The sequence below is a fragment of the Halohasta litorea genome (assembly GCF_024494645.1).
GTDB lineage: Archaea > Halobacteriota > Halobacteria > Halobacteriales > Haloferacaceae > Halohasta > Halohasta litorea.
Genome location: NZ_JANHDJ010000013.1, coordinates 12327 through 37883, shown reverse-complemented (window position 1 = coordinate 37883; position 25557 = coordinate 12327). Strand labels below are relative to the sequence as shown.

The 25557-nt window shown below is 57.6% G+C and carries 23 protein-coding genes and 2 pseudogenes; 11 read left to right on the top strand and 14 right to left on the bottom strand.

The features are described 5' to 3' along the window. Nucleotides 1-95, top strand: a pseudogene (locus NO877_RS18675) (IS5/IS1182 family transposase); the annotation flags it as partial. A gap of 153 nt (nucleotides 96-248) precedes the next feature. Beyond that, entirely contained in the window at nucleotides 249-2657 is a 2409-nt protein-coding gene (locus tag NO877_RS18670) for an amino acid permease (RefSeq protein WP_379827677.1), read from the top strand. A gap of 68 nt (nucleotides 2658-2725) precedes the next feature. Here the strand turns inward: NO877_RS18670 and NO877_RS18665 are convergent, their stop codons facing one another. Beyond that, nucleotides 2726-4087, bottom strand: a complete 1362-nt coding sequence (locus NO877_RS18665) for an APC family permease (protein WP_256397813.1) — start codon at nucleotides 4085-4087, stop codon at nucleotides 2726-2728. Nucleotides 4088-4295: 208 nt separating this feature from the next. Continuing rightward, nucleotides 4296-5210, bottom strand: coding sequence for a DUF106 domain-containing protein (locus NO877_RS18660; protein ID WP_256397812.1), 915 nt, complete (start codon nucleotides 5208-5210; stop codon nucleotides 4296-4298). 253 nt (nucleotides 5211-5463) lie between these two features. Between NO877_RS18660 and NO877_RS18655 the strand changes: the two genes are divergently transcribed. Together NO877_RS18655 and NO877_RS18650 are read left to right on the top strand one after the other, a co-directional pair. After that, complete coding sequence (locus tag NO877_RS18655) at nucleotides 5464-6357, top strand: ABC transporter ATP-binding protein (RefSeq protein ID WP_256397816.1); 894 nt, start codon at nucleotides 5464-5466, stop codon at nucleotides 6355-6357. Continuing rightward, on the top strand, nucleotides 6354-7103 hold the full coding sequence (locus NO877_RS18650; RefSeq protein WP_256397811.1) for an ABC transporter permease: 750 nt from the start codon (nucleotides 6354-6356) through the stop codon (nucleotides 7101-7103). Before NO877_RS18655 ends, NO877_RS18650 begins: the two co-directional genes overlap by 4 nt. A 64-nt stretch (nucleotides 7104-7167) precedes the next feature. Here NO877_RS18650 and NO877_RS18645 read toward each other — a convergent pair whose 3' ends face one another. The 3 genes from NO877_RS18645 to rdfA form a co-directional block, all read right to left on the bottom strand. Continuing rightward, nucleotides 7168-7386: a hypothetical protein gene (locus tag NO877_RS18645; protein WP_256397810.1), complete on the bottom strand. Its 219-nt coding sequence runs from the start codon at nucleotides 7384-7386 to the stop codon at nucleotides 7168-7170. A gap of 70 nt (nucleotides 7387-7456) precedes the next feature. Next, nucleotides 7457-9244, bottom strand: coding sequence for an archaea-specific SMC-related protein (locus NO877_RS18640; RefSeq protein WP_256397809.1), 1788 nt, complete (start codon nucleotides 9242-9244; stop codon nucleotides 7457-7459). Nucleotides 9245-9246: 2 nt separating this feature from the next. Continuing rightward, nucleotides 9247-9993 carry a rod-determining factor RdfA gene (gene rdfA / locus NO877_RS18635; protein WP_256397808.1) on the bottom strand — a complete coding sequence of 249 codons (747 nt, stop codon included), beginning with the start codon at nucleotides 9991-9993 and terminating at the stop codon, nucleotides 9247-9249. 301 nt (nucleotides 9994-10294) lie between these two features. Here rdfA and NO877_RS18630 point away from each other — a divergent pair, with 301 nt between their 5' ends. The 4 genes from NO877_RS18630 (at nucleotide 10295) to NO877_RS18615 (ending at nucleotide 14873) form a co-directional block, all read left to right on the top strand. Then, nucleotides 10295-10993 (top strand): JAB/MPN domain protein-containing protein, encoded by a 699-nt coding sequence (locus tag NO877_RS18630; RefSeq protein WP_256397807.1) that lies wholly within the window; start codon nucleotides 10295-10297, stop codon nucleotides 10991-10993. Nucleotides 10994-11227: 234 nt separating this feature from the next. Next, nucleotides 11228-12697 (top strand): preprotein translocase subunit SecY, encoded by a 1470-nt coding sequence (secY, locus tag NO877_RS18625; RefSeq protein WP_256397806.1) that lies wholly within the window; start codon nucleotides 11228-11230, stop codon nucleotides 12695-12697. A gap of 265 nt (nucleotides 12698-12962) precedes the next feature. Next, on the top strand, nucleotides 12963-14249 hold the full coding sequence (gene trkA, locus NO877_RS18620) for a Trk system potassium transporter TrkA (protein ID WP_256397805.1): 1287 nt from the start codon (nucleotides 12963-12965) through the stop codon (nucleotides 14247-14249). Nucleotides 14250-14549: 300 nt separating this feature from the next. Continuing rightward, nucleotides 14550-14873: a hypothetical protein gene (locus NO877_RS18615; RefSeq protein ID WP_256397804.1), complete on the top strand. Its 324-nt coding sequence runs from the start codon at nucleotides 14550-14552 to the stop codon at nucleotides 14871-14873. An 83-nt stretch (nucleotides 14874-14956) separates the two neighbouring features. On the opposite strand, the gene NO877_RS18610 is transcribed toward NO877_RS18615, so the two are convergent. Next, nucleotides 14957-16174 carry an inorganic phosphate transporter gene (locus tag NO877_RS18610; protein ID WP_256397803.1) on the bottom strand — a complete coding sequence of 406 codons (1218 nt, stop codon included), beginning with the start codon at nucleotides 16172-16174 and terminating at the stop codon, nucleotides 14957-14959. A 322-nt stretch (nucleotides 16175-16496) separates the two neighbouring features. On the opposite strand from NO877_RS18610, the gene NO877_RS18605 reads away from it, so the two are divergent. Beyond that, nucleotides 16497-17339 (top strand): ubiquinol-cytochrome c reductase iron-sulfur subunit, encoded by an 843-nt coding sequence (locus tag NO877_RS18605; RefSeq protein WP_256397802.1) that lies wholly within the window; start codon nucleotides 16497-16499, stop codon nucleotides 17337-17339. Between the two features lie 760 nt (nucleotides 17340-18099). On the opposite strand, the pseudogene NO877_RS18600 reads toward NO877_RS18605, so the two are convergent. Further along, nucleotides 18100-18288, bottom strand: a pseudogene (locus NO877_RS18600) (IS5/IS1182 family transposase); the annotation flags it as partial. A gap of 69 nt (nucleotides 18289-18357) precedes the next feature. On the opposite strand from NO877_RS18600, the gene NO877_RS18595 reads away from it, so the two are divergent. Beyond that, nucleotides 18358-18588, top strand: coding sequence for a DUF7860 family protein (locus NO877_RS18595; RefSeq protein ID WP_256397801.1), 231 nt, complete (start codon nucleotides 18358-18360; stop codon nucleotides 18586-18588). A 248-nt stretch (nucleotides 18589-18836) separates the two neighbouring features. Here NO877_RS18595 and NO877_RS18590 read toward each other — a convergent pair whose 3' ends face one another. From NO877_RS18590 to merA, 5 genes are all read right to left on the bottom strand, one after another. Then, nucleotides 18837-19073, bottom strand: coding sequence for a DUF8151 family protein (locus NO877_RS18590; protein WP_256397800.1), 237 nt, complete (start codon nucleotides 19071-19073; stop codon nucleotides 18837-18839). Nucleotides 19074-19449: 376 nt separating this feature from the next. Next, the gene (locus NO877_RS18585; RefSeq protein WP_256397799.1) at nucleotides 19450-20088 is read right to left on the bottom strand and encodes a hypothetical protein; all 639 of its coding nucleotides are present in this window, start codon (nucleotides 20086-20088) and stop codon (nucleotides 19450-19452) included. 694 nt (nucleotides 20089-20782) lie between these two features. Then, entirely contained in the window at nucleotides 20783-21067 is a 285-nt protein-coding gene (locus NO877_RS18580; protein WP_256397797.1) for a DUF7521 family protein, read from the bottom strand. Further along, nucleotides 21064-21441 carry a winged helix-turn-helix domain-containing protein gene (locus tag NO877_RS18575; RefSeq protein WP_256397796.1) on the bottom strand — a complete coding sequence of 126 codons (378 nt, stop codon included), beginning with the start codon at nucleotides 21439-21441 and terminating at the stop codon, nucleotides 21064-21066. The genes NO877_RS18580 and NO877_RS18575 overlap by 4 nt, the downstream gene beginning before the upstream one ends. A gap of 212 nt (nucleotides 21442-21653) precedes the next feature. Next, nucleotides 21654-23111, bottom strand: coding sequence for a mercury(II) reductase (merA, locus tag NO877_RS18570; RefSeq protein WP_256397815.1), 1458 nt, complete (start codon nucleotides 23109-23111; stop codon nucleotides 21654-21656). A gap of 74 nt (nucleotides 23112-23185) precedes the next feature. Between merA and NO877_RS18565 the strand changes: the two genes are divergently transcribed. After that, the gene (locus tag NO877_RS18565; RefSeq protein ID WP_142980564.1) at nucleotides 23186-23548 is read left to right on the top strand and encodes a winged helix-turn-helix transcriptional regulator; all 363 of its coding nucleotides are present in this window, start codon (nucleotides 23186-23188) and stop codon (nucleotides 23546-23548) included. A 95-nt stretch (nucleotides 23549-23643) separates the two neighbouring features. On the opposite strand, the gene NO877_RS18560 is transcribed toward NO877_RS18565, so the two are convergent. Beyond that, nucleotides 23644-24606 carry a transcription initiation factor IIB gene (locus tag NO877_RS18560; protein WP_256397795.1) on the bottom strand — a complete coding sequence of 321 codons (963 nt, stop codon included), beginning with the start codon at nucleotides 24604-24606 and terminating at the stop codon, nucleotides 23644-23646. Between the two features lie 159 nt (nucleotides 24607-24765). Then, nucleotides 24766-25164 (bottom strand): plastocyanin/azurin family copper-binding protein, encoded by a 399-nt coding sequence (locus tag NO877_RS18555; protein WP_256397794.1) that lies wholly within the window; start codon nucleotides 25162-25164, stop codon nucleotides 24766-24768. Between the last annotated feature and the right edge of the window lie 393 nt (nucleotides 25165-25557).

The following is a 25557-nucleotide window of genomic DNA, read 5'->3' as shown; positions in this document are numbered from 1 at the left end:
GCTTCGCCGTGCGAGCGCGTTCCTGGTTCCGTGAGTTCCGCGAAATCGCGCTGATGTGTGCCGTCTATAACATCAAACGCTTCGTCAAACAGTGAAATCCTACGCTGTATGGCGATTCAACACAGCCGTCGATCCCGATTGAAATATTGTCTTAATCGAATATGGCGTATTGTACCTAATCCTGACACGAAAACGACGAGTACAGCAAACCGAAAGCTTCGTTATTCAGTTCCATAAACTTTGAAATCATGAGCGATAGCCATGTAGATTCGAATAGTTCAGAATCTACAGTAGCCGATGACCATGTCGAGACGGAACTATCGCGGGACATGAGCCTGTTCGACATCACGTTCATCGGTGTCGGTGCGATGATCGGGGCCGGAGTATTTGCGTTGACGGGGTTCGCGGCGGGGCTTGCTGGGCCCGCACTGACTGTCGCGTTCCTTCTGAACGGGTTCGTGGCGCTGTTTACGGCCGTCTCGTATGCCGAACTCGGTGCGGCCTTCCCCGAGGCGGGTGGTGGCTACCTCTGGGTCAAAGAGGCGCTCGTCGACCCCAACGGCTTTTATGCGGGCTGGATGAGCTGGTTTGCCCACGCGGTCGCGTGTTCGCTGTACGCCGTCACCTTCGGGGTTTTCCTGACCGAATTCATCGTGTACGCTGGGCTGCTCCCCCGAGAGTTCCTCCTGTTGGGGGTCGTCGACCGGCTCCTCGTCGAGAAGCTCCTCGCCGTGTTGATGGTGAGTCTGTTCGCCTACATCAACTACCGAGGGGCCGAGGAGACCGGGAAAGCTGGCGTTGTCGTGACCGCGATCAAGGTCGTGATTCTCGGAGTGTTCGTCGCCTTCGGGCTGCTGGCGACGTTCAACACGCCCGACTGGCCAGCAAAATTCGTTGCGAATCCGGGGTTCGCACCGAACGGTGCCATCGGGATCATCGGGGCGATGGGCTTTACCTACATCGCCTTCGAGGGCTACGAGATCATCGTCCAGTCGGGTGAGGAGGTCGTCGATCCAGGTGAAAACATCCCCAAGGCCGTCTTCTACTCGTTGCTCATCGTCGTCCCGATCTACATCCTGGTCTCGTTTGCGGCCATCGGCGGGATCAGCGTCGTCCCGGAGCTCGCAGCGAGTGCGGGTCTCACCCCCGACGCGCCGACTTGGCAACTGCTCGGGAACCTCGGTGAGCTGGGGATCATCGAAGCCGCCGGTCAGTTCGTCCCCTACGGAGTACCGCTGCTGTTGATCGCCGGGCTGACCGCCACGATGTCGGCGCTCAACGCGACCGTCTACTCCTCGTCGCGGGTCTCGTTTGCGATGGGACGGGACCGGGCACTGCCGGGGATCTTCGAGAAGATACACCCCGACAAGCGGACCCCTCACTGGGCGATCTTCCTCTCGGCGATCCTCATAGCCGCGATGGCGGTGGTCCTCCCCATCGAAGCCGTCGCCGCCTCGGCCGACATCATGTTCATACTCCTGTTCGTGCAGGTCAACTGGACGGTCATCAAGATGCGGAAGACCCATCGCGACCTACCCCGGACCTTCGAGGTCCCTTACATGCCGTGGCCGCCTCTGATCGGGATCGTCCTCCAGTTCCTGTTGACGCCGTTTTTGCTGTCGGCACTCGGCATGGAGATCGGCCTCGGGCCGGACTCCCACGGCTTTATCGCCCTCCTGACGACGATCATCTGGATGGGCCTCGGCCTCGCTGTCTATTATGGCTACTCCGAACGGAAAGAAGAAGAAAAACTCGAAGCTGAGACACCCACGGTGGCCACCGAGCGCGTGCCAGAGGGCGAGGGCCGCGACCAGCGGCTACTCGTTCCTATTGCCGACCCCGAGAGCGTCGAGCAGTTGATGCGGACCGCCCTTGATCTTGCCGCCGAACGGAACGCCGAAATAGAGGTTGTGAGTGTGGTTACGGTCCCACGGCAGACGCCGCTGTCCGAAGGGAGAAAATTCGTCGATACCGAACGGAACGTCATCGACCAAGCACTGGCATTCGCTGACGAGAGCGACCATGACATCCCCGTCCGTGGCAAAATCCGCATCGGTAACGACCCGGCGACCGCAATCCTGAACACGGTTACACAGGACGACATTGACCTCGTGTTGATGGGCTGGCGTGGCCGCAGTCGCCGGACTGACTACGTCCTCGGCAGCAACGTCGACCGTGTCGTCACCGAGGCCCGCTGTGATGTCCTCGTCGAGCGCATGGCCCCCGTCGGTGACGTCGAGTCGATCCTCGTACCGACGGCTGGCGGACCACACGCCCAGTTCGCTGCCGAAGTCGCCCACGCCATCGCGCGGTCGACCGGCGCGAGCGTCGAGGTGATCTACGTCACTGCACCGGGCGAAGCCGAACCAGCGGTTGCCGAACGCATCCTCGACCGGACGGGAGCTGTGCTTGACGACGTTCCAGTTACGACCCAGACCATCGAAGCCGAGTCGGTGGTCGACGCCATCGTCGAGCGGGCCGCCGCCCACGATGTGACGGTCGTCGGCTCGTCCCGCGAGGGACTCTTGCAGCAACTCGTCTTCGGCTCAGTCCCGGAAGCCATCGGCACACAGGTCGACGGAACGGTGATCATGGCCAAACGGTACGTGGGTATCACTTCCCGGCTCACCCGCTGGTTCCGAAACCAGCGGACCTGACCGTTCCGGAACCGCTGTCGACGAGGAGAGTGGATGATCCGACGATGTGTCTCGATTGCTGTCAGAGCTCAATCTGCCCGGTCGCCGACCGCGATGTAGGGGATCTCTTCTTCGATCACGGCCCGCTCGAAGTAGAGGAGTTCGACGAGGACGACCGCGACGGCGATGAGCACGACCGCGTAGAAGGTGCCCCGCTCGGCGCGAAAGAGGTGGTACAACAGCAGGACGAAAAAGCCGCTTGTACCAACGGTGCCGATGGCGGGCCAAAGCCCGGTGAGTGGCTCGGCATCGCGCTGGGTGAACGCCAGGGCGCTCATCGCGCCGAAGACGACGATGAACGACAGCGACGCGAAGGAGGTGATCGCCTCCAGACTGCCGTAGGCGCTGAAGACGGCCGTGATGGCCCCGAGGATGAGCAGCGTCCGGCTCGGCACGCCACTGACACTGGAATCACCAACGCGGTCGGGGAGTAGATCATCAGATAGCATCCCCTTAGCGAAGTAGCCGGCCGAAAACAGCGTCGCGTTGATCGCGCTCCCGGTCGAGAATAGCGCCGACAGCGAGAGGACGACCCCGCCGGCGGTTGCGAAACCGACCGCGCCCGCGACCGTCGAGGCCGCCTCGGTCAGCGCCGTGTGTGGGTTAGCCTGTAGTGCTTGCGGCGCGAGGGCGTAGGTCGCAACGGCCACCACGACGTAGATCGCTACGGCGACCGGAATCGAGCTGTAGATCGCTTTCGGGATCTCTTCGAGGGGATCGGCCATGCTCTCCTGATCGTAGAACAGCAGTTGCCACCCCTGGAACGCGACGAAGGAGACGCCAGCGGCCATAACGGGACCGAACGAGGCGATCTGCGAGCCGCCGAGGTCGACGCTAATCGAGGGTGTTACCAGCGCATAGAGCACGCCACCGACACCGAAGGCGACCAGTACCAGGACTTTCGCGCCGACCAGCAGGGTTTCGACGGACCCGGTCGCGCGTGCCCCCAGGAGGTTCAGCCCGACGAAGCCAGCGACCGCGCCCACGGAGATTACCGGGCGGAGCGGAACCCCCGCGGCGGACGCCGGGAGCAGCGGGAGTGCGACGGCGAACTCACCGAAGGCGAAGGCGTACATCGCCATCGACCCGATGTAGCCAACCAACAGCGTCCAGCCGACCATCCCTGCGAGATCGGAGTTCCCCGTAAACGACTGGACGAACGTCACCGAGCCACCGCCGCCGGTGCCGTCGGCGTCGGCGACGAGCCGGTTCAAGCCGATGTAGGAGTAGCTCGCACAGGCAGCGACGATCCCGGCCATGACGAACGCGATCCAGGTCGCGCCGCCCGCGATCGTCGTCACGACGCCCAAGACGGCGTAGATCCCGCCGCCGATCATGCCACCGAGAGCCATCGAAACGGCCTCGCTCACTCCGAGGCTGCCGTCGGTCATTGTGCTCCCTACAGAGTCCACACTCGTAAGTCTGGTTCTCGGCTGTCGGGTCGAAAACAAGTCTCGATGACGGTTTCCTCACCGACAGGCGCCCACGGTGGAGTGTGGCCAAGCGGAGCAACCGTCGTCGAGACGGCACGCTGGAACTACGGCGTGCCACGTAGAGAGGATCAATGCCTCGGTAAATCAATTGTGATGTGTCAACGTGTCACCCCTCTGAAGACGGGGAGGTTTGGATACCAAACATCTTCTGGATGATCTGTCGGGACGCCAGCGAACAGAGGAAGTACCAGACGATCCAGGTCGGCATCGGGCCGACAGTGCCCTGCCAGCCGACCGATCCCACCAGCGGGAGGACCATCCCGGCCGTGTTGCCGAGGTGACCGCCGCTGACCTTCCAACGGAGCCACAGGAAGACCGGTATCGTCAGGAGCATGATCCAGACCATCGGTCGGAACTGAAGCTTGAACATCCCCAACTGGTCCCCGGCGGCCTCCATCTGTTCTTCCTGAATCGCTTCGAGTGCCTCGTCGTCACCTCGCTCTTTGGCCGCCTCGCGCCGCTGTTTCAGTTCCTCCATCCGCTCGCGGTAGGCCGCCATGGCCTCGTGGTCCATCAGTCGGTCCTGGAGAACCGTGGAGTACAGTCCGGTGAGCACCGCCAGTCCCAGAATGACGGCATAGAACGGCAGGACGTCGGTCACTGGCCCGAGCAACACGTCGTCGATCGATGCAACGACGTTCCTGACCTGTGGGTTCCAGTAGCCTGCCATGAAGACGAGCGACATGACACCGGCCAGCTTGTCGTAGCGGGTCCACGATTCGGACTCGATGGTATCGGGATGAACCTCATCGGCGTCGTTGGCGTGGCTGGCATCGGTCTCGTCGGGCCCGTCGGCGAGCATGTCGCCGACACGGTCGGGGTTCGCCAGGGCGAATCCACTGCTCGTGCCCACGAGGACCTCCTGGCTGATCAACTGGCCCCACTGGCCGCTCGAGAGGACGTCGCTTACGTCGTCCCACTGGATTTCCTCGCTCCCACCGTCGGTGCGCTCGATGACGACCCTGAGTGCCTCCCGCGTGGCTGGGTTGTCGACAAGTGCCTCTAGCTGGTCGGCTGTCATTCCGTGACGGGAGCTAGCGGCTAGTTAGTTATCAACGCTTCCGTTCGCGCGTGTTCGACGACCGTCCCGAGACGTCAGGCTCTGGACACCACCAATCGGTCGGCCAGTGGCTACCGAGCGATGTTAACAACCACTAAGTGATTGTCACTGTTCGGGCGATGCAACGCGCTCGCCGACAGCACGGACGTGACGCCGCTCGTCTCGTGACAGTGCAGAATCGAACCGCTTACTTCACACGCTCCGTAACTCGAAGCTGATGGCCGCTGTCACAGCCGAAGGTATATCGAAACAGTACGAAGACACCGTCGCCCTCGATGAAGTCTCGTTGTCGATCACCGAGGGGACCGTGTTCGGACTCGTCGGCCCCAACGGTGCAGGGAAGACCACGCTGGTCCGGGCGGTGACGGGGACGACCGAGCCGGATACTGGCTCGGTGAGCGTCTTCGGGACGACGCCACCCGACGTCGACGACGAACAGATCGGCCTCCTCCCCCAGTCATTTACCCCACCCAAGCGGCAGTCGGCGCGGGAACTCCTCGACTACTACGCCGGGCTCTACGAGGACGCCCGTCCCGTCGACGAGATCCTCGGCGAGGTCGGGCTCGTTGAGGCGGCCGACACCCGGTATGCGAACCTCTCGGGCGTCCAACAGCGGCGGGCCTGCGTCGGCATCACGCTCGTGAATGATCCAGATCTACTCTTCCTCGACGCCAGCGGGACGACGGTGTTCCTGACTACCCACTACATGGCGGAGGCCGAAACCCTCGTCGACCGCGTCGGCCTGCTCGCCGACGGGCGGCTCGTCACGACCGGCACGCCGACCGACCTCGTCGACGACTACGGCGGTGGGACCCGACTCCAGATCGAAACGGCGGGTCAGCCCCCGACCGATCCCGAGGCGCTGCCGGTCGCTGCGGCCGCGACCGAGACGGGGGTAGTCGTCCACGACGTCGACCCGACCGAGATCGGATCGGTACTCGGGGCGCTTTCGGACTGTGGCATCGAATACGACGCGCTGTCGTGGACCGAACCCACCCTCGAAGACGTGTATCTCTCCCTGACCGACGCCGAGACCGGCTCGAAGGCACGGCCGGGACCACGGGCGACCGCCGGTAACTCGGTCCCGGGCTCGGAGGCTAGTCGATGACCACCATCGCCCGCATCGGTGCCGAGGCCCGTGCGGCCTCGCGGTCGTTCCTCCGCCGCCGGACGGCGGTGTTTTTCACCTTCGGCTTTCCGCTGATCCTGGTCGGCATTTTCGGGGCGGTCGTGGGGGCGGATCCGACCGGGAGCGGGCTGTTCGGCCACCCGACGGGCTACTACGTCCCCGGCTACCTGTCGGTGATCGTCCTGTTTACGCCGCTGACACGGGTCGGCAGCAGTATCGCCCGCCACCGCGACGGTCGACGGTTCGAGAAACTGGCCACGACACCGCTGAACCGCTTCGAGTGGCTCGCGGCGCACATCGTCGTCAACGCCGGTATCATCCTCGCGGCGAGCGTGGTGGTCCTCGCGGCCCTGTCGGTACTAACCGACGCCACGACCGTCTTCGTCCCGCTGGTGGTACCGTTCGTCGTTCTCGCGGTCGTTGTCTTCTGTGGCCTCGGGGCCGTTCTCGGGCGGGTCGCCGACTCCCAAGACGGGGTCGTCGCCGCGAGCAACGCCGTCGCGCTCCCGATGGTGTTCCTCTCGGAGACGTTCGTCGCACCGGAGCTGCTCCCGGCGTGGTTCCGACCGCTCGTCGCGCTGTCACCGCTGACCTACTTCGCTCGGGGGGTCCGGGCTGTGACGTACCTCCGGGCCCCTGCCACGAGGGAGCTGCTCGTGCTCGCCGCCCTTGCGGGCCTCCTGTTCGTCGTCGGGGGGCTCGCCGTCCCGCAGACCGAGGCGTAGGCGAACAGTGCAGCAGCTGGGCGACCGCGGAAACGTGCTGGCTCACTCACACGACCCGTCCCGATCAGATGTCGATGTCGACTACGCGCTCCGACCGACAGTCCGGACAGGTGAGCCTGTAGAGGATGTGTCCCGTCTTCGGGTCGGTTTCGACGTGCGTCTTCCAGTCGTCGTGGAGGACGCGGGCTTCGAACCCACAGTTAGTACAGCTCACCCGTTTGTGTTCGAGGCTTTTGGTAAACGCAGCGACACCTTTGCGATGCTGGTCGGTAAAGTGGCTCATTATCTCAGGGTTACCTTTCAGAACACAAAACTGTATCGGGAAACTGATAGCTGTCTGGCCTGTCGACTGGCTATGACGCCCGGAGGTCCGCGTCACGAGAGATGACCTGCCAGTCGGTCGGCGAAAGCTCGTTGGCGTCGAAGTCAGCGTGTTCGGGGTAGGCCGTCAAAACGAGGTACGGCGTCCGGTCGGCGAGATACGCGACCAGTACTTCGAGGTTGTCGCTGGCGAGCCCGCCGAGTTCATCCAGGAGCATGACGGGGACACGTTCGCCGACGTCAAAGGCCTCGTGGCCAGCGAGTGCGGCGACGAATCCGAGTAGCTCACGCTCGCCCTCACTCAACGCATCGAGAGGCGCTTGGCGGCCCTCGCGGGCAACGACGAGTTCGAAGGTAGGGGTGAGTCTGGCCGTCTCGAAGCCGGTCTCGAAGCGTTCGAGCAGGTCGTCCATCGCCGCCGAAAACGCCTCCCGCGTCCGGCGTTTGACAGTCTCTTTCCGGTCTCGAAGCTCGGTGATCTCCGCCGACAGCGACTCGTAGTCCTCCCGAAGCGGCTCCCGCCTGTCGGCCTGCTGTTCGGCCTTCGTGAGTTCCTCGCGGGCGTCGGCCAACTCGGCTTCGGTGTACTTGATCTCACTTTCGAGTTCGGTGAGCCGGTCCTTGGTGGCGGCGACGTCCTCGTCGAGGTCGTCGATCCGGGCGGTCAAATCCTCGCGTTTCTCCCTCGATTCGGCCAGCGACTGTTCGGTTTCGGCGAGTTTGGCTTCGAGGTCGGCAATCTCGCTTTCGAGATCGGCCGTTCGACGTTCGGCTTGGGTAGCCTCGTCACGTTTGGCTTCGAGTGTGTCGACGCGCTCACGTTGGGCTCTGGCAGTGGCACCCAGTTCCGAGATCCGGCTATCGAGGGCGTCGAGTTGCACCTCGATAGTATCCCGTGTCGCCTCTTGGCCACAGACCCAACATGCCAACGTGTCCGACAGCATGTCGTGGGAGACCTCCGTCAGGAGCTCCGTCCGTTCCTCGTCGACGATACGTCTGTTCGCCTCAAACACCGACTGTAAGAGTTCCCTGTCGCGTTCGATCTCTCGGAGATCATCGCGGAGCGATTCCAGTTCAGCTGTGACATCGTCGTGATCCGGAACGGTGAGTTCTTCGAGGTCGTGCCGCCGGTCCGTAAGCCGGTTTTGGACCCGGTCGACCGTCGATTCCAGCCGCTCGATGCGCGTCGTCACCCGGTCCCGTTCGGCCTGAAGGTCGCTCAACGCCTCTCGCTGCGTCTCTTCGGCGGCCGTCTCGTCGGTATCGAGCGTCGACCGTTCGGCCCGCAACTCGTCGAGCTCGGATTCGAGGCTGGTAACCCGTTCCTGCCGCTGTGGGAGGCGGTCGGCTGCTGTGGTCGCCGCTTCGAGTTCCCGTTCGATCCGGTCGCGTTCCCGACGGAGGGACGCGATCCGAGATTCGATATCCTCGAAGTCGAGCGGGCGGGTCAGCAGTGCTTCGAGGTCCTCACCCTGCTGAACCGCCTGCCGGATTTCGTTGTCCTCGCCGAGAAACGCAAAGAGGGCTGCACACACGCGGTCGTACTCGTCGGCGAGAAGGGGCTCGCCCGTCGACCGCACGACACCGTCGGTTCGGTCGAGTTCGACGGCCACCGCTCGGTCGTCGGTCTCGATGGTTGCTCGTCCCGTCTCACGGCCCTCGGTGAGCGGCGTTGCCGTTCCGAAGACGGTTTCGATCCCCGCGAGAAAACTCGATTTGCCCTGCCAGTTGCTCGCCCGAACCGCGTTGACACCCGGTTCGAGGGTGGCCGCAGCCGACTGTATCCCGGCGATGTTCTCTAAGCTTAGATGCCAGCTCACGACTAGACACCTGCCAGTGCTGCCTCGAAGAGATACGGATCTTCGAGCAAGAGCGTTTGGGCTGCTTCGACGACCGGAACGGGGACGGTGAGCGCCGACAGCTTCGTCCGGAGCCGGTCGGTGACGGACTCGGTGCGTTCCTCGAAGTGAGTTTCGCAGACGTAGCCCCGTTCGACCGCGTCCTCGAAGGGGACGCGGACCGAGCAGTCCGGACAGCCCAGTTTGACCTGCACGTCGACCTCGGCTCGGTCGGCATCCGGGAGTCGATCCTTCGAGGTGAGCGACGAAAGCACCGACTGGGCCTTCGCTGCGGTCTGCTGTTTCGCCCTCGATACGGTGTTCTGCTCCCAGTCTGTCGAAGCCGATGGGACCTCCTTTTCGGCGTCGAGACACCCCTTGAGGTGGTGTCGCATCGTACTCCACGAGATGAGTTCGCCAGCGAGCTCATCGATCTCCAACCCGTCGGTCGTGAGATCTGCTGCGAGCTCGTCGCGGTCGACTGTGTCGTCGCCCGTGATGAGTTCGTACTCGGTGTCGAGATGGGCCGCCACCGTATCGCGGCCGTGGGTCTCGTAGATCCGGGCGAGCAGTCGCTTGTTGAACCACTGGGTGAGCGATTTGTATCCCTCCGGCTCCCGTCCGTCGACCCCCGTCCAGCGTCGTTGCAGATACGCGTGGATAGAGTCGTCCTCGGAGCGAGGCGGGGTGAGTTCGTAGCGGTCCGTGAGACGGTCGACTTTGCAACCCATTGTTCTTGCCATATTCATGAGTCACGGGCTCTTAAGGGTATCCTCTGATCCGGTGGTTCACGGTGCCGTGACCGCCGATATCGTCCCCCCGATCCTCTTTGTAACAACCACTAAGTGATTGTTAGATTTTCGTTTCTCCCCCACCCAGTCGACTACGATGCCCCCGCGCCGACTTGGGTGTCCCATCGCGGGCTTGGGTGCATCGTCGACAGCGGCTCCTTTCACGGGAGTGTCGACGGCTCGTTCCGCGGAAGTCAGTTCGAAAAGGAACACATAACACCCTCGCGGTGAAGGCGGCAGTATGTACGCTGTCAGCAACCGGTTCGAGTCGACTCGATGGGCTGCCGTCTTCGTTCTCGGAGTGCTCATCGTTGGGTTCGGCACAGTGGGAATCGTCTTGGATCTGCTCCCGGAGATACCGCTGTCGGGGCTGGGTGTGGGGATCGATCTGGATCTCGAACTCCTCGGCATGGGTGCGGTCGCCGGGGCCGTCCTCGGCGACCGCATCGCTCCCGGCTCGTCGTCGGCGACCGAGGCGATAGACCACACACCGGTCGGAACCGACACGCGGTGGCCAGTGTTCGTCACGCGGCCGCTTTTAGATGCGCTGCTCGAGTACGCTGCGGAGGCCGAGCCCGAGACACTCTCGATGCGACTGGCGACCACCCCCGCAGACCGACTCAACGCCCCGGTGGATGCTGCCAGTTCGATGCCGGTGTTTACCCATCTGTATCTCCCGCGTGAGCCGAACGCCGTCGGCAGCGTCTTCGGCGTCGACCTCCACGTCCCCGCCGGGCGTACCCATGGGCGGTTCTTGACCCATCCGCAGTCCGGGCCGCAGCTCACCAAACGTGATGACCTGAGTGAAGTCGTGTTTGTGGCGGTGCCGCCGTGGGAGACGGACTCCGTGTCGGTGTTCGACCGGGCAGGCCGCCGCCACCCGCTTCGAGTCGTCGATGCAGTGCCGCCCGAGGAGATGCTCCAGTATTCGAATCAGTAGTGTTTTTTGCTCCCGGTGCTGAACTTTCACGCGAAGCCTACTCGGCTGTCTCGACGGTCGGCGATACGGAGCCGAACGACTCGTCTTACCGGGTCGATAGCGGCCGCTTCGTGTCGACCGCAGCGACGCAGCCTGAGCAGTGGCTCTGACCCAAAGCATGTACACTACTGTCGCAGTCAGCCGGTTCGTCGACCTGCACTGTTGCCGACCAGCGCGCTCCTTGGAGGTGGGTCCGTGAGCTGGAAGACGGCTGCCGAGCCGATCCTCACACGGATGCCGGTCGTCGCGCGCCCTGACAAGCACGTGTCGTTCCGGCGTAAACTCGCATGGACCGCCGGAACCTTGCTGCTGTATTTCTTCCTTTCGAACGTCTACCTTTTCGGCGCGAACCAGGGGAGTGACGTTTTCGGTCAGTTCCGGTCGATCCTCGCGGGCGGTCAGGGCACCCTGTTGCATCTCGGGATCGGTCCCATCGTGACCGCGAGCATCGTCCTCCAACTGCTCAGCGGGGCGAACCTCTTGGGACTCGACACCTCGGACCCACGTGACCAAATCCTCTATCAGGGACTCCAGAAGCTCTTGGTTGTGCTGATGATCTTCCTCACCGGTCTTCCGATGGTGTTTGCCGGTGGGTTCCTCCCAGCGAATCCGCAGGTCGCACAGGCACTTGGCGTTCCCCTCGTGGCAGTTAAGTGGCTCATCTTCGCACAGATCGCCGTCGGCGGGGTGCTGATCCTCTTCATGGACGAGATAATCAGCAAATGGGGTGTCGGCAGCGGCGTCGGCCTGTTCATCGTCGCCGGTGTCAGTCAGAAACTCGTCGGTGGCCTCGTCGCGGTGCCGGGCCTGGCGGGCCAACAAAACGGCATTCTCACTTTCTGGGTTAAGATCATTCTCGGAGATATTCCGCTTGGGGCTCCGTTATCAATGACGTGGATCCAATCACTGCTGTTCGGTGGCGGAAGCTTGCTTCCGTTGTTCACGACACTACTCATCTTCGCTATCGTCGTCTATGCGGAGAGCGTCCGGGTCGAGATCCCGCTTTCACACAGTCGGGTGAAGGGTGGCCGCGGGCGGTTCCCGGTGAAACTCATCTACGCAAGCGTGATGCCGATGATCTTTGTCCGAGCGATTCAGTCAAATATCCAGTTTATTGGACGCATTCTGTCGAGCCAACTGGGCGAGACGATGCCGATGTGGCTTGGAGAGTACAACTCGAATGGACAGGTCATCGACGGGCTGTTCTACTACGTTAATCCGATCCAAACCCCGAGTCAGTGGATGTGGTGGGCCGGTGGTGTTGGTGGTCACGAACCGTGGCAGATCATGCTTCGCGTTTCGATAGATCTGGCAATTATGCTTATCGGCGGGGCGATATTCTCGATCTTCTGGGTCGAGACCGCCGATATGGGTCCGGAGGCGACTGCGAACCAGATACTTGGTTCCGGCATGCAGATTCCTGGCTTCCGTCAGAACCCACAAGTAGTCGAGAAGGTTCTTGAACGATACATTCCACAAGTCGCAGTACTTGGCGGAGCCCTCGTCGGACTGCTCGCGGTGCTCGCTAATATGCTCGGAACTATCGGCGGTGTCTCCGGCACCTCATTACTGCTCACGGTGAGTATCACGTACAAACTGTACGAAGAAATAGCTGAAGAACAACTGATGGAAATGCATCCGATGATGCGCCAACTATTCAACTAACGTGGAGCAGCTGTCACAGCGCGCTGTAACAATAGCTTAGTGGTTGTTATTTCTCTCAGTATCCCAGCACCACAAAGCTCCGACCGAACAGGATACTCCTGAATCGGGGGAGAGCTAACCGGGAATTCGGGATACACAAAGCACTTGTACGTCATCCCTGTGGCGATTACAGCGGTAGCGAGGCGAAAGCCCACCCCTGAAGGGGTGGGAGGAGGTCAAAGGGAGCAAAAGAAATATAATACTAATTTGCATTCTATTATAGGCTATGGAGACTCTCATTATCGGAGCCGGAGATGTCGGCTCAAACATCGCTCGAAACCTGTCGGACTCTCACAACCTCACGGTCATTGACCGTGATGCAGACCGGATCGATACCCTCACCACAGAGGTTGATGTGACTGGGGTCGTCGGTGACGGTCGATCACTGCCTGTGCTTCGAGACTCCGGACTCGAAACCGCAGCACTCGTTATTGCAACGACCGACGACGATGCGACCAATCTGATGGTCTGTACTGCTGTCAAAAACTCTCAAGAAACCCACACGATTGCCCGTGTCAAAGACGTCGGGCTGTTCCGTGTCTGGGAACAGTCCGAAAAGCAATTTGGCGTCGACACGATGCTCTGTGTCGATCTGTTGGCTGCCCAGATCCTTGTCCGGACGGTTGCACTGCCGGGAGCCAAAGCTTTCGATACGTTTGGCGAGGGTATCGCCGAGGTCGCAGAGTTCCCCATTGACGAGTCGACACCGATCACGAACCGGACGGTTGCCGAGGCAGACCAACACCCCTCGCTGACGTTTGCGGGAATCGTCCGCGATGGAGACGTTCTCATCCCGAAGGGGGAGACAGTTTTTCGGGCAGGTGACTCGGTCATCGTGATCGGGAGTCACAGCGGTATTTCACGGTTTGCAGCCGAGGTCTCGGACCGTCCAGCCCCGACACCGGATGACGAACTCCTCATTATCGGTGGCACTGCCGTCGGCTACCAGATAGCCCGACTTATAGAGGACCGTGAGCTGTCGACGCGGATCGTCGAGTCGGACTCCGAGCGCGCAGCGTGGCTTCGGGATCACCTGGAGTCGACGACCGTTATCGAAGCTGATCCAAGCGATATCGAGACATTCGGCCTCGACAATCTCTCGACGGCCGATTTCGTCATCGGTGCGATGGAAAGCGACGACACGAACTATCTGATTGGCCAGTTTGCCGGTGAGTTTGGGAGCGCGCAAACTGCCGCTGTCGTGGACCAGCCGGAAGTCATCGACATCTTCGAGGAAAGTGAACTGGATCTGATATTCCATCCACAGGACATCATCACAGGAGAGATCCTCCAACAGGTGTACCATCAACGGGCCGAGAGTGTCTCTGTCATCGAACACGATGCCGCAGAAGTCCTCGAAATCGTCGTCGACCGTGACAGTATCCTTGCGGGTGATTCACTCATGGACGTGGCTCGCCATCTCCCATCCGAGTTCGTCATTGGCGCGATAGTCGGGGTGGTACGCTTCGAACACCTCGTGGCGGCACGATTATCCAGACCGGTGACCGGGTGATCGCGTTTGTCGATACCGACGTCGTCGACGAGGTCGCAAAGAAAATCTGACCGGAGCGATGACCGCTCTCAGGAGTCAGTTCGTAGATGAGGGAGGGGAAAAAGACCAACCGGAGTGATCTCCAGTCGACCGACCATATATTTAGGACGACATTCCCTCGGCAAGCGGGTTCATCGAGGTGCCAGTACCTGCCCTTGAGCGACCGACGTTGCCCTGTGGGCTGGCGATCACCAATCGCACGACGGGAACTCTACACTCAGTGGTCGTAGCCTTTTCTGCCTTCCAGACGTCATTGGTAGTATGGATCTTCAGGTTGCCGGGCTGGAGGATCTTGAAGAGAAGGTTGAGACTGCGCTCACTCGAATCGATGAACTGCAAGCGGGGACCCGAGTCACATCGGACACGTTCTTCTCACAACCGTTCATGCGCGACCACACCGAGTTCGACTCGTTTTCCGCATTCTGTACGGAGAGTCCATGGCCAGTTGATGATATCGGCGACCTACAGGCCATCTCTCGCGACCCACTCAACGACTACATCGCTACCACGACTGAGTTCGAGACGTGGGAAACAATGAAAACGCAGGCAGCCGAAGAAGAAATCATCGACCAGATCATCTCCTGATACAGTCTACTGTAGGAAGTTGCCGTCTCGATCGCCTGACAGGGCGGCGATCGAGCGGTAACCGTCTACAGTAAACCGTATGACTATCCAATGCCGGGAACGACATTCAACAGCTGGTAGAGCCCGTAGCTGATGACACCTGCCCCGACCATCGAGCCAACCCACGACCCGATCGTGATACCGACTTTCCGTGGTGAGACACCGCTGCCGCTCCCGGGACTGGCAGCGAGACCACTCCCGACGATACTTGCGATCATCACCTTGTTGAACGAGATTGGAATCCCGAGTACGATGGCGAGCTGTGCGATCAAAAATGCGGGAATAAGGGCCGCAATCGACCGCCGCGGCCCGAGTGAAGCATACTCGTTCGAGACAGCCTGCACGAGCCGTGGGCCCCGTATCCATGCACCAAGGAGAATGCCGCCGCCGCCGAGTGCCAGTAAATACAACGACGACAGTTCGAGATTAGACTCGAAGATCGATTCAAGCGGCCCGGTTGCGAGCCCGACCTGGGTGCCACCGCTCGTGAATACGACGATCAGTCCCAGAATGATGAGGAACTGGTTGATTCCCACGGTTTTATCTCGCTGAAGTAACAGACGAGTTCCGACCAGTGCGGCGAGGCCACAGATCACGCTCACTATAACCATCCCTCCCGTGTAAGAGCCGCTGATAACTGTCGGGAGCAGCTGGTACGTCGTGGCAATATACCGAGCGATCGAGCCCTGAGCGCCGCTGGCAGTGGGGATGATCGTCAGCTGGATATTGGCAAGTGCATACCCGACTGCCCCTCCGAGAATCGGAACACCAACGAGTTTGGGAATGGCATCACTCCGCAACCCCCGTGCCAGTCCGTATGCCATACAGGCCTCCACAATCGGGATCGCGAACCAGAACCCGAGGATAACGATGTACTCGTCGACGGCGAACCCCCCGCCGAGGGCCATTCCGGCACCGATCATCGCCCCGGTAACAGTAAACGCCGAGGGTATCGGATATCCATATGTGTTCCCGATGGTGATGAGTGTCGCCGCGGTCAACAGGGCCGCTGCCGCTGCGAGCGGCGTGATCGTTACGCCGGTGACGAGGTCCTTCCCGATCGTCTCAGAAATACTGCCACCCTGAAGAATCGCTCCCAGTCCAGCCACGACGCCAACTAACAGAGCCGCTTTCAGCACGGAAAGCGCGCCTGCACCGACTGCAGGTGCCACGGGTGCTGAGTTACTGTTTGCGCCAACAGTAAACGACATGAACAGGGCTGCCACCAGTGCGATTACGAGAACGAAAGTAACAGATGTCATATGTACATCCCTCCTATACTGTCTCTGATTTTAACAGATTGAAACCTAGTCGACCGCATTTCTGTTTCTTCATCATATGCCAACCACAGTATGAGACAGATGAATTCATCGAAATCAGGCGTATTAGCTTGTGTGACGCCTACATTCTGTATAAGTAATACAACACCTATGTAGGAGACACCAGATGACCCCATGACCTCGATCTTGCCGCGTTATGACCTGAGAAACGTGATTTGCTGGTACTGGATTTTCAGAGGAATATCTACCCGGTCAAACCGTCTACTTCGACATTCTTTTCAATGGTCCCTTTCTATTTTCGACCATGAGTCGCAACGACGAAAAATATCCGACAGAATCTGGTCGTCGACGGTTCATCAAAGGTGTCGTCGGCGGGTCGGCCCTCGCCGGTGTTGGAGCCACCGGAGCCGTCGCGATGAACACGCTGACGACCACCTCCGGTGCCGGTGGTGGCCCGGTCGAAGCAAAGGTGATCGAAAACACTGCTGGTCCTGCACCGCGCGGGATGCCGCAGATCCCGATCGAGATCGACGACGAAGGGTATATCAAAGGCGTCTGGCCCGAGATCGATACCGAAACGGTCGAAGGTGTCGAAGTTGAGGTCGCCCGTGAGGAGCTCGGCGGCGTCACCTATTCCCAGGAGTGGTTTCAGTACTGTGGATTGGAATCGAACAACGCACTCGTCCCAACCTACGAATCCGATAACTACTTCAAAAGCGATCCTGGGACCCGCTACGAGTGGCAGTCCGACAAATCAAAGGGCGACCGGTTCAACATCTCGGAGTTCTCTGACTACAAGGAATGGGAGTCGGAAGTCGGCATCGGGACCCCCGGCATCGGGAAGCCAGCGGCGGCAGTCTGGCGCTCCGAAGACTCGAAAAACCCTCTCCCCGTGAAGATCATTCGATCAGAAATTATCGAAGAGGCTGCACAGGATAACGAATGGCTCAGTGCGAGCACCGATCGGGGTGTGATGGCGTGGCTCAACAAATGTACCCACTTCTGTTGTGTGCCGACGTATAAATCCTCCAACGATGCACCCAAATACAACGCCGCCGACAAGGTGTACTGTCAGTGTCATCAGTCGGTGTATGATCCGTTCTCGATCACCACTGCGCTGTATGTCTCCCGACCACGGCCGGAGTAATTACTCGGCCACAATCTCGGATTTCAGCGTTCTCACCCAAGTAGCCATATGGCCGACCCATCGGTTCCGAGGCGGAAATCGTCCGTACTCGTGACCTGCTCGGTACGGATGGTCTCACTGCTGTCCATGTTGGCGTGATACACGATAACAACAGGTGGTGACACCGACGTCGCCATCAGCGCCCGACTCTAATCACTCCCCCTCAGCCCGCCCAGCGACACAGTCCACGATGCGGTGTCGACCGAGCCTTCCGAGAGCTATGAACCGACCGACAGCTAACCTCGGCGGCCAGTCCTTGAGGTCGCTTCCGGTAAATCGATACCGCCACAGCAGGCCGAGCCCGGCGAGGCCAGCCACCTAGAGTACCGCCAGTTGGACACCGGGGAGGAGCCAGCCCATCTGGGTCGAACGGATCAAGATCAGTCGACACCGATGCGTATAATGTTAGAAGCCCTGTTTGATACGCTGGAAGATAGGTATCCCGATTGGTATCCCGCTCTATATTCATTTTGTGGGGTACTCTGTTTGTTACTCTACCGAGAAATTACAGGCCAACGCTATTGACACTCCCACAGAATCTGGAACTAGCAGAAGCGTTCGGGTTAGGGTACTCGAACGATCAACTGATCGAGATGGATCCGATGATGCGCCAACTGTTCAACTGATACGAGTCACACAGACAGTATAACTCAAAACAATCACTCAGTGGTTGTCAGTACGGCGTTAGACTGCTAACCCGGCTAGTGATACTGATGTTATTGTCCGGGAGATCGTCTTGATATAGGGCGCGCACATCGCGAATCTCAGCTATATACTTCAGTCGGTTCGGTGTTTCACGGTCGCTATGGTCCTCTTCGAGCCGAAGACGGTGCAGAACGACGTGAACCCAGCGGGCGAGGATGTTACTGAGTAGCTCATTTAGGCGTTCTCCCCGAAGTGATTCTAACAGTCCAACAGTGTCTCCTATTGAGTACGTAGATTCGGAACCTACTTTAACTATCGACCATCAATTATATCCATGTCAGGAAGGTACGGAAACCTTGATTATTCACGTGCGGTTAAGACTGGTGTCATTGGCGGTGCTCTGTTGGTGGTGTTAGGCTTCCTCGGTGAGGAGGCTGGTCACCTCCTGTTTGGCGATCTGACTGGTCTGCTGAACACAACGTTCACAGCTTTGGAGTTCGGCGGTGTCATCGTCGGCATGATCGCCGTCTTCATCTTCGGCATCGCGCTCCCACTGACAGAGTGATGGAACCGAAACGCAGTCGACTCGTTTGACTCTCACTGACTACACAGCTGTTGCCGCCTGAGAGCGGGCCTCAATTAGTGTATTATATTGGAATAGAATTTGTCCATGGAAAGCCGTATCTGTGTTCAAGTCTGCGCTGGAGCACACAGACTGTGTCCTATGATGGGAATGTACGTGAAAAATAACAACTGACTACACACCGTAATTAGTAGTTGAAAAAATACTAGCTCTGTCAAAATATTACCAGATCATCTGAGTATTTTAATTCTTGGTATGAACTTGTCGGTGAACATGAGGTAGGCAAAGTAGAACGCCAAAATCCCAATGAGTGCAACCCAACCACCAAGGGTAGATTGTCCCCCCTGAACCGTTAGGAATGCTGTCCGTTCAATCCATACGCCACCAATCGAGAGCGATAGGCTCCCAATTCCAAAAAGCATCAGTTCAAGCAATTCCGGTAAAATGTCTAATAGTGACGAATTCATGCCCGATGAGTGGGAGTACTATATCAAGTGTCTTTTGATATTGAAAAGGCACATTATTGACAAATATTACATCCTGCACTCATGACGTTGATACCGATCTCAGGACTCGCCACCGCAAGTCCAACGAACGCACCGCCAGCCACCGCTGTCAGACCCCACTGTCGACGAAGCTTCTTCAAGGGCTTCGCAAATCGTTCGGCACCCCAGTGAGCAGCGAATACCCCGACAACAAGTGTGCCAGCCCACAGCCACAGTGTCAGCTGAACCATCGTGATGGGTACGCTTTCGCGGTTCAAAAAGGAGGATGCAATAAGCTATAAAACAAGACTTGCATCTCCTCCGGTTCAGCACTGGAAATGATTGTTGAGTGGGAAGATCAGTCAGCTGGACGTATCGATGTCGACTGATCTTGATCCGGTCGACGCGCTGTTTTGACTGAATAGATGAGTGTCCCAACAAACAGGACGGTGCTGGCAACGATGAACAGTGCGCCGAGAGGAGAGGCAGTATCAACGAACACCCAGTATACAGGTGCTGCAATGGAGGGTCCAGCTGCCAACACCGCAATCTTGGCGACGAGTGGACCACAGCATCCACAGGTACACGAACCGATTACAGCAGCACTTCCGGCAGTAGTCTCTGTCATCCCAGCTTGTTCCTCAATACGCCAGTGACGGGCGATGAGCATGGCGTTTAACCCGATAAGAACGCTCAGCATTGCAACGACGATTATCACACCGGGAGAAGCTGCAGTAAAGAGCGGAATATGTGGTAGATAGACCTCTAGTGTTGGCCACATCACGAGCTGATAACTTACAGACTGAACGGTTATTGTCGTTTCGTGTGGAATGCCTGTTCCTTCTTGCGGAAGAAACGTCAGATAGCCAGTCACTGTAGTGAAGAATATTGCTGTGAGAATTGTAACGCCGATCCCAAATCCACGTGCAACTCGATCACGATAGACAGCACGAAGAACACTCCCAGCATCTTTCCAGATGATATAGCCGACTAACACTGGCGTCCCCAAGACGATAGCATACCCCAGTGGGTGAGTGTCACTGGCCGTCCCTGGGATGAGATATGGATATGAAATCCACGCACCCAGTAACATACCAAGGAATGTATATCGAGGTCGGTTCGGCCAACGCAGCCTCCCTATCAGGAAGCTCAACCCCATTATTAGAAACCCAGTGCCCAACGCTATTGGTTGGTACCAAGAACGTGGGAATGGCATAGCACTTGCGCCGTAAACCGGATCAGGTGACAGCCCTTCGAAAAGGATTGCACCGAATGCAGTCACAGTGATTCCAGCGGATACTGCATAGATGGCGGTTGTTGGGGAGATACGACTCCGTCGTTTGAAAAGGACAACTCCACCAACGAAACTGATGCCAGCAAAAACGAGTGCGAGTCCGTGCCACTGAGTGAGCACACTCGTCTCAGTCGACCCATGTGCAGAGACGACCGGGATTTGGGTAACTGCGAGAAGAGTCATCAGGAGGAGCGATAGTGGACGAACAGACCCCATCTGTTCTAGGCTCCATCCATTGGACTGATCTTTCGATTGTCGCCGGTCCGATAGCATTGCAAAATTTTGGCTAGCGGGGCCCTTGTACCTGACGAGTCTGTCAGTATCACGGTGATGAGTATCGGTCTGACAGCAAAACCCGATTCATAGATCTGTATAATTACAATAACAACAGCTAGGCCTATGAATGTCGCTGCATATAGAGAGAATACAGAATAACCGCTAATCCAATTGCGACGAAGACGCTATTAAACAGAACACCGGTTTCGAGCGTAACGGAATAGAATTGATTAGCCACACCTGAGAGGAAGGCACCGACCGTAATTACTCCAAATCCGATACCGAGAACACCGATCGAGGGATCATTCGACCGTCGATATGCTTTGAAGGCAATGTAGGTGATTCCACTGCCTAAAATGAGAATGACTGCCTTGACTGCGGCGATAGCCATGATTATTCCGTTCATATTTCGTCTCCCATCGTCGACCAGATATCTGAAAGTCGTTCATCAGCAGTTTGGTGCGGTCGTTCGACGTCGACCGAAAATGCATTGTCCTCGTTCATCGAGATTACCACATCTTCGAAATTCCGCTCATATCTAGTGGTGCGGCCTCCTCCAGGATTAATCGAATCCTGTTCACGAACGAGTGATGCTGAGCTGAGAAGATCCAGCTTCCGATACAGCGTCGATCTGGAGATGTCACAAGTGTCTGTGAGTTCGTTTGCAGTCATGGGTTCAGCCGTTTGACGGAGAATGGCCCGACAGTCGGGATCTGTCAGTGCATCAAGGACATCTTGTAACTCCGGAGTGTCCCCTGACGGCACTGAATCGTCTCCCATTAGCAGATCATACGTACGCGACGGGATATGGCGTACGATTATCGGTTGCCTGACCCCGTGACTGCATACATTGGAAACTCGATTTAGCCAGTTCAGTAATGCATCCAACATCTCGACAGAATTGGACCAAGTAAGCCAACATAGTGACACTGTTTGTGAGAATTCAATTAAGAATACCCGAGATTCAATCGGACATGATCAGTACAGGTCGTTTACTCAACGCAACAGCTCATCGTGGACGTATCTCGGCGGAAAGCCTGACAGGCGTGTTTTAATGCTTCACTGAAGGTCGGGAACGGGTGAATCGTATCGATAATATCGTCAACTGTCAGGCCGAATTTCACCGCAAGCGTTGCTTCCGGTATCATATCTGCAGCACGTGGCCCGACCATGTGTACCCCGACGATCTCATCGGTCTCGTGGTGCTTGACGACTTGGAGCAGCCCCCGCGTGTCCTTCACGGCTTTGGCTTTCGGCACATCGGCCATCTGTACCGTCCGACACGTACATGTCCCATGGTTGTCCATGTATTCGACTTCAGTTGTGCCGACCGCGGCAACCTCAGGACTCGTGAAAACGACTGCGGGAACGGCGTTGTAATTGATCGTCTTCTCTTCATTTCCAAAGGCATTTTTTACTGCGTGATTGCCTTCCTTTGCAGCGACTGTTTCTAACTCGGGTTCACCGATAACATCACCCGCTGCGTACACATCCGGATTCTCCGTCTGGAAGTGTTTATCAACCACCACTGCACCACGGTCGTTCGTTTCGATGCCAACCGTATCGAGGCCGATATGTTCGCTGTTGGGCTTGACGCCGGTTGCAACGAACAGCTCTTCTGCGGCGAATTGTCGACTCTCACCATCGACCATAGTTTCGACAACGACCCTAGTTTCATTGAGTGAACCATCGTCATTCGCGTGGACAGATCGGACACGGTCAAAGTCGATTCCGGTGATAATCTCGATTCCTTCATCACGGAAACGTCGCTGGATTTCCCGACCGAGTTGGCCTTCCATCCCGGACAGAACGCGATCCGACCGTTGCAAGATTGTAATATCGACGCCGACCCGGTGAAGAATCTGCCCCCATTCCAGAGCGATGTATCCTCCACCGATGAGAACGATACTCTCGGGGAGTACGCGGCGTTCGAGTATCGTCTCACTCGTCTCGTAATTGATGTCCGCAAGTCCGTCGATCGGTGCGGTCCACGGGGAGCTCCCCGTTGCAATAAGTACTTTCTCGCCGGTGATACGAGCTCCTTTGTCCATGCCTTCGACGACTTCAATCGTCGTGTCATCGACGAATTGGCCGTATCCCTCGTAGATGTCGGTCTCGAAGTGGTCAGCGATGTCGACGTAGTTCTCGTGACGGAGCTTTTCGACAAGCCAATTTTTCTCGTCGAGTGCAGCCGCCCAATCTACCGATGGTTCGTCGTCGCTGTACTTGACGGCATCGAAGGGGTTGTGTGCTGGTTCGGAAGCAGTCTCAGCCATCGCAAGCAAGTGTTTGCTCGGGACACAGCCGACGTTGACACACGTTCCGCCGAGCGGGAGCCCGGTGTTGACCAGTGCAGTTGAGAGTTCGCGGGAATTGGCTTCAGTAATGGCAGCGAAGGCAGCCGCTCCCCCGCCGAGACTCACGAGATCATATGACTGCTGTTGAGGCATAGAAACACTTTGGAGAGTGAAGTGTTTATACTGTGGAGTCCAAAGCAATAGAGTAAGTTCGAGGCCACAAAGCAATGGCAGATTCTACCTCACAGTCGTCGCCAACGTGTGATGTTGACGGAACGTGTTATTGTCCGCTGACTGGGATCATCAATACGTTGAGCCGGAAGTACGCAATGCAGCTCATCAGCATCATCGGTGCGCATGAATCGATGCGGTTTGCTGAGATTGAAGCACACCTTTCGAAAGCAAGTACATCGACGATTTCAAAACGACTCAGCGAGTTTGAAAACGCCGGAATAGTGACACGAACACAGTACGACGAAATTCCGCCTCGAGTCGAATATGCGCTTACTGAGGAAGGGTATGCGGTTAGAGAGCGACTCGAACCGCTGCTTGAGTGGGCGGCTACTCGATCTGACACTATCGTTCAATAAGCACGTGTAGTGTTCAGTAGATTCACATGATTGGGTATCTAGAAATAAGAGGACTTCAACAGGGCCAAGTGATTGTGAGTTGCGTGAGAAATATATCAGTCATGGTCTGAGTACACCTCGAGAAGCTCTTGGTATCGTTTTCGAATCGTGACCCTACTCACATATGCCACATTACTCACTGTCTTCTGTGTCAGTTTTTCGTTCGTGAGGGTAGTCGCAGCATAGAGTGCGGCAGCCGCCAACCCTGCTGGGCTCTTTCCACTATGTACTGCGTTATCTGTTGCCACTTCAAGTAGCTCACGAGAGAGCTGTTCTGCTTCATCGCTTACTTCCAGTGATGAAGCAAACTGTGGGAGATATCGTTTCGGATCTTCTGGCTCAATTTCTAAGTTGAGTTCACGCGAAAGATAACGATATGCTCGCTGGATTCGAATTTCTGTAACATGGCTGACCTCGGCGAACTCGATTATTCGGCGTGGTATTCCGTGCTGTCGAGCAGCTGCATACAGTGAGGCAGTCGACATCCCTTCTATCGAACGACCGGGTAGTAGATTCTCTTCTACCGCACGCCGATAGAGAACGCCAGCCGTTTCATGAACCGGTTTAGGAAGACCGAGAGCCGACGCCATTCGGTTGACTTCACCAAGTGCCTGCTTGAGATTTCGTTCCTGTGCGTCCTTTGCTCGGAAGCGCTCGTCCCAGGTTCGAAGACGCTGTAATTGTGAGCGTTTCCGAGCGGAGATCGATTGGCCGTAGGCGTCCTTGTCTTGCCAGCCGATGGTCGTACTCAATCCTTTGTCGTGCTTCAGTTGTGTCGTCGGAGCACCGACACGGCTCTTTTGATCCCGTTCCTCTGCGGTGAAGGCTCGCCATTCCGGCCCACGGTCGACTGGATTCTCCTCGAAGACTAATCCACAGCTCTCACAGGTCGTCTCACTACGGTCGCTATCTTGAGTGATTTGTCCCTGACACTCAGGACAGATATCACCCTCTACGGACTCTTGATTAGTTGTCTGTCTTTCTGAAGTCCGTTCACGGGCTTGTTTAGGGTTAGTCATGAGGGTGTACTGTAGATCTCAGCCAACAGCTCATGTGCCATCATGCCACTATCATGGTATGGGTCTCCAATGAACAAATGGCGGAATCTCACAGATTGGGATTCCGATCCGGCGTTTTGTTAGTGAAGCAATAAAGAGACGGTACGATTGGATATCCTCCTACCCGGAAAAATCGCTGTAGGAGACGCTCCCTTGGTCGACGATGGTCTGACTCTCAGGAACGGGTCCGTCTGGTGGCATACTTCCTTCAGCAGGACCGCCAGGTTCACCGACGACGATTCGGCCGACCATACCCAAGGTCTTGTGTGGGAGACAGAAGTAGTCATACGTTCCCGTAGTTTCGAACGTGTGTTCATAGGTCGCACCCTGTTCGCTCAAAATTTCGCTATTGAACGCTGCTGCTCCATCTGGAATGCGAGTTACTGAGGCTGAACTCGTGTCTTCACTATAGGCAGTCGCCGAGTGACTCCCACTTTCAATTTCGAACGTAACCGTCTCGCCAGCCTCGACGAACAGCCCAATTGGATCGAAATAATACTCGCTACCTTCGGTAACCATCAAGACCGTATTTGAGTCTCCTGAGTTATCGGTTCCTGTCGATTCAGAATCACCGTTTCCGTTCTCCGAACTCGTACAGCCTGCGAGACTGGTTACGCCACCTGTCGAAATGATTCCAGCAGTCTTGATGAGCTGTCGACGCTCCATGTCGACACATCAGCCACCACAGTATAAGGGGGAAACGCGGATTCTCAGTGTGTAGGATACCGCCTTACGTCTCAAAAAATTCCTGTACTGAGTTCTATTCAATGAATTGTTTGGTCACAGTATTCTTCGGATTCATCTATATATTGCTCACGTCACGTGGTTCATTTACAAACAGGAACTGCACATACACGAAGATTGTCAAAGTAATGTATCCTTATTTGATATAAGAAGGTCCTAACCAAGCGT

What these genes read in the sequence shown, in the direction of transcription:
- NO877_RS18555 (WP_256397794.1), bottom strand. Translation starts at nt 25,164, where the DNA reads ATGGTTACCGAAGGTAGCGAGTATTATTTCGATCCAATTGGGCTGTTC.
- NO877_RS18665 (WP_256397813.1), bottom strand. Translation starts at nt 4,087, where the DNA reads ATGACCGACGGCAGCCTCGGAGTGAGCGAGGCCGTTTCGATGGCTCTC.
- NO877_RS18630 (WP_256397807.1), top strand. Translation starts at nt 10,295, where the DNA reads ATGTACGCTGTCAGCAACCGGTTCGAGTCGACTCGATGGGCTGCCGTC.
- NO877_RS18610 (WP_256397803.1), bottom strand. Translation starts at nt 16,174, where the DNA reads ATGACATCTGTTACTTTCGTTCTCGTAATCGCACTGGTGGCAGCCCTG.
- NO877_RS18615 (WP_256397804.1), top strand. Translation starts at nt 14,550, where the DNA reads ATGGATCTTCAGGTTGCCGGGCTGGAGGATCTTGAAGAGAAGGTTGAG.
- NO877_RS18605 (WP_256397802.1), top strand. Translation starts at nt 16,497, where the DNA reads ATGAGTCGCAACGACGAAAAATATCCGACAGAATCTGGTCGTCGACGG.
- NO877_RS18580 (WP_256397797.1), bottom strand. Translation starts at nt 21,067, where the DNA reads ATGAACGGAATAATCATGGCTATCGCCGCAGTCAAGGCAGTCATTCTC.
- rdfA (WP_256397808.1), bottom strand. Translation starts at nt 9,993, where the DNA reads ATGGGTTGCAAAGTCGACCGTCTCACGGACCGCTACGAACTCACCCCG.
- NO877_RS18565 (WP_142980564.1), top strand. Translation starts at nt 23,186, where the DNA reads ATGGCAGATTCTACCTCACAGTCGTCGCCAACGTGTGATGTTGACGGA.
- NO877_RS18660 (WP_256397812.1), bottom strand. Translation starts at nt 5,210, where the DNA reads ATGACAGCCGACCAGCTAGAGGCACTTGTCGACAACCCAGCCACGCGG.
- NO877_RS18650 (WP_256397811.1), top strand. Translation starts at nt 6,354, where the DNA reads ATGACCACCATCGCCCGCATCGGTGCCGAGGCCCGTGCGGCCTCGCGG.
- merA (WP_256397815.1), bottom strand. Translation starts at nt 23,111, where the DNA reads ATGCCTCAACAGCAGTCATATGATCTCGTGAGTCTCGGCGGGGGAGCG.
- NO877_RS18595 (WP_256397801.1), top strand. Translation starts at nt 18,358, where the DNA reads ATGTCAGGAAGGTACGGAAACCTTGATTATTCACGTGCGGTTAAGACT.
- NO877_RS18575 (WP_256397796.1), bottom strand. Translation starts at nt 21,441, where the DNA reads ATGGGAGACGATTCAGTGCCGTCAGGGGACACTCCGGAGTTACAAGAT.
- trkA (WP_256397805.1), top strand. Translation starts at nt 12,963, where the DNA reads ATGGAGACTCTCATTATCGGAGCCGGAGATGTCGGCTCAAACATCGCT.
- NO877_RS18560 (WP_256397795.1), bottom strand. Translation starts at nt 24,606, where the DNA reads ATGACTAACCCTAAACAAGCCCGTGAACGGACTTCAGAAAGACAGACA.
- NO877_RS18590 (WP_256397800.1), bottom strand. Translation starts at nt 19,073, where the DNA reads ATGAATTCGTCACTATTAGACATTTTACCGGAATTGCTTGAACTGATG.
- NO877_RS18645 (WP_256397810.1), bottom strand. Translation starts at nt 7,386, where the DNA reads ATGAGCCACTTTACCGACCAGCATCGCAAAGGTGTCGCTGCGTTTACC.
- NO877_RS18670 (WP_379827677.1), top strand. Translation starts at nt 249, where the DNA reads ATGAGCGATAGCCATGTAGATTCGAATAGTTCAGAATCTACAGTAGCC.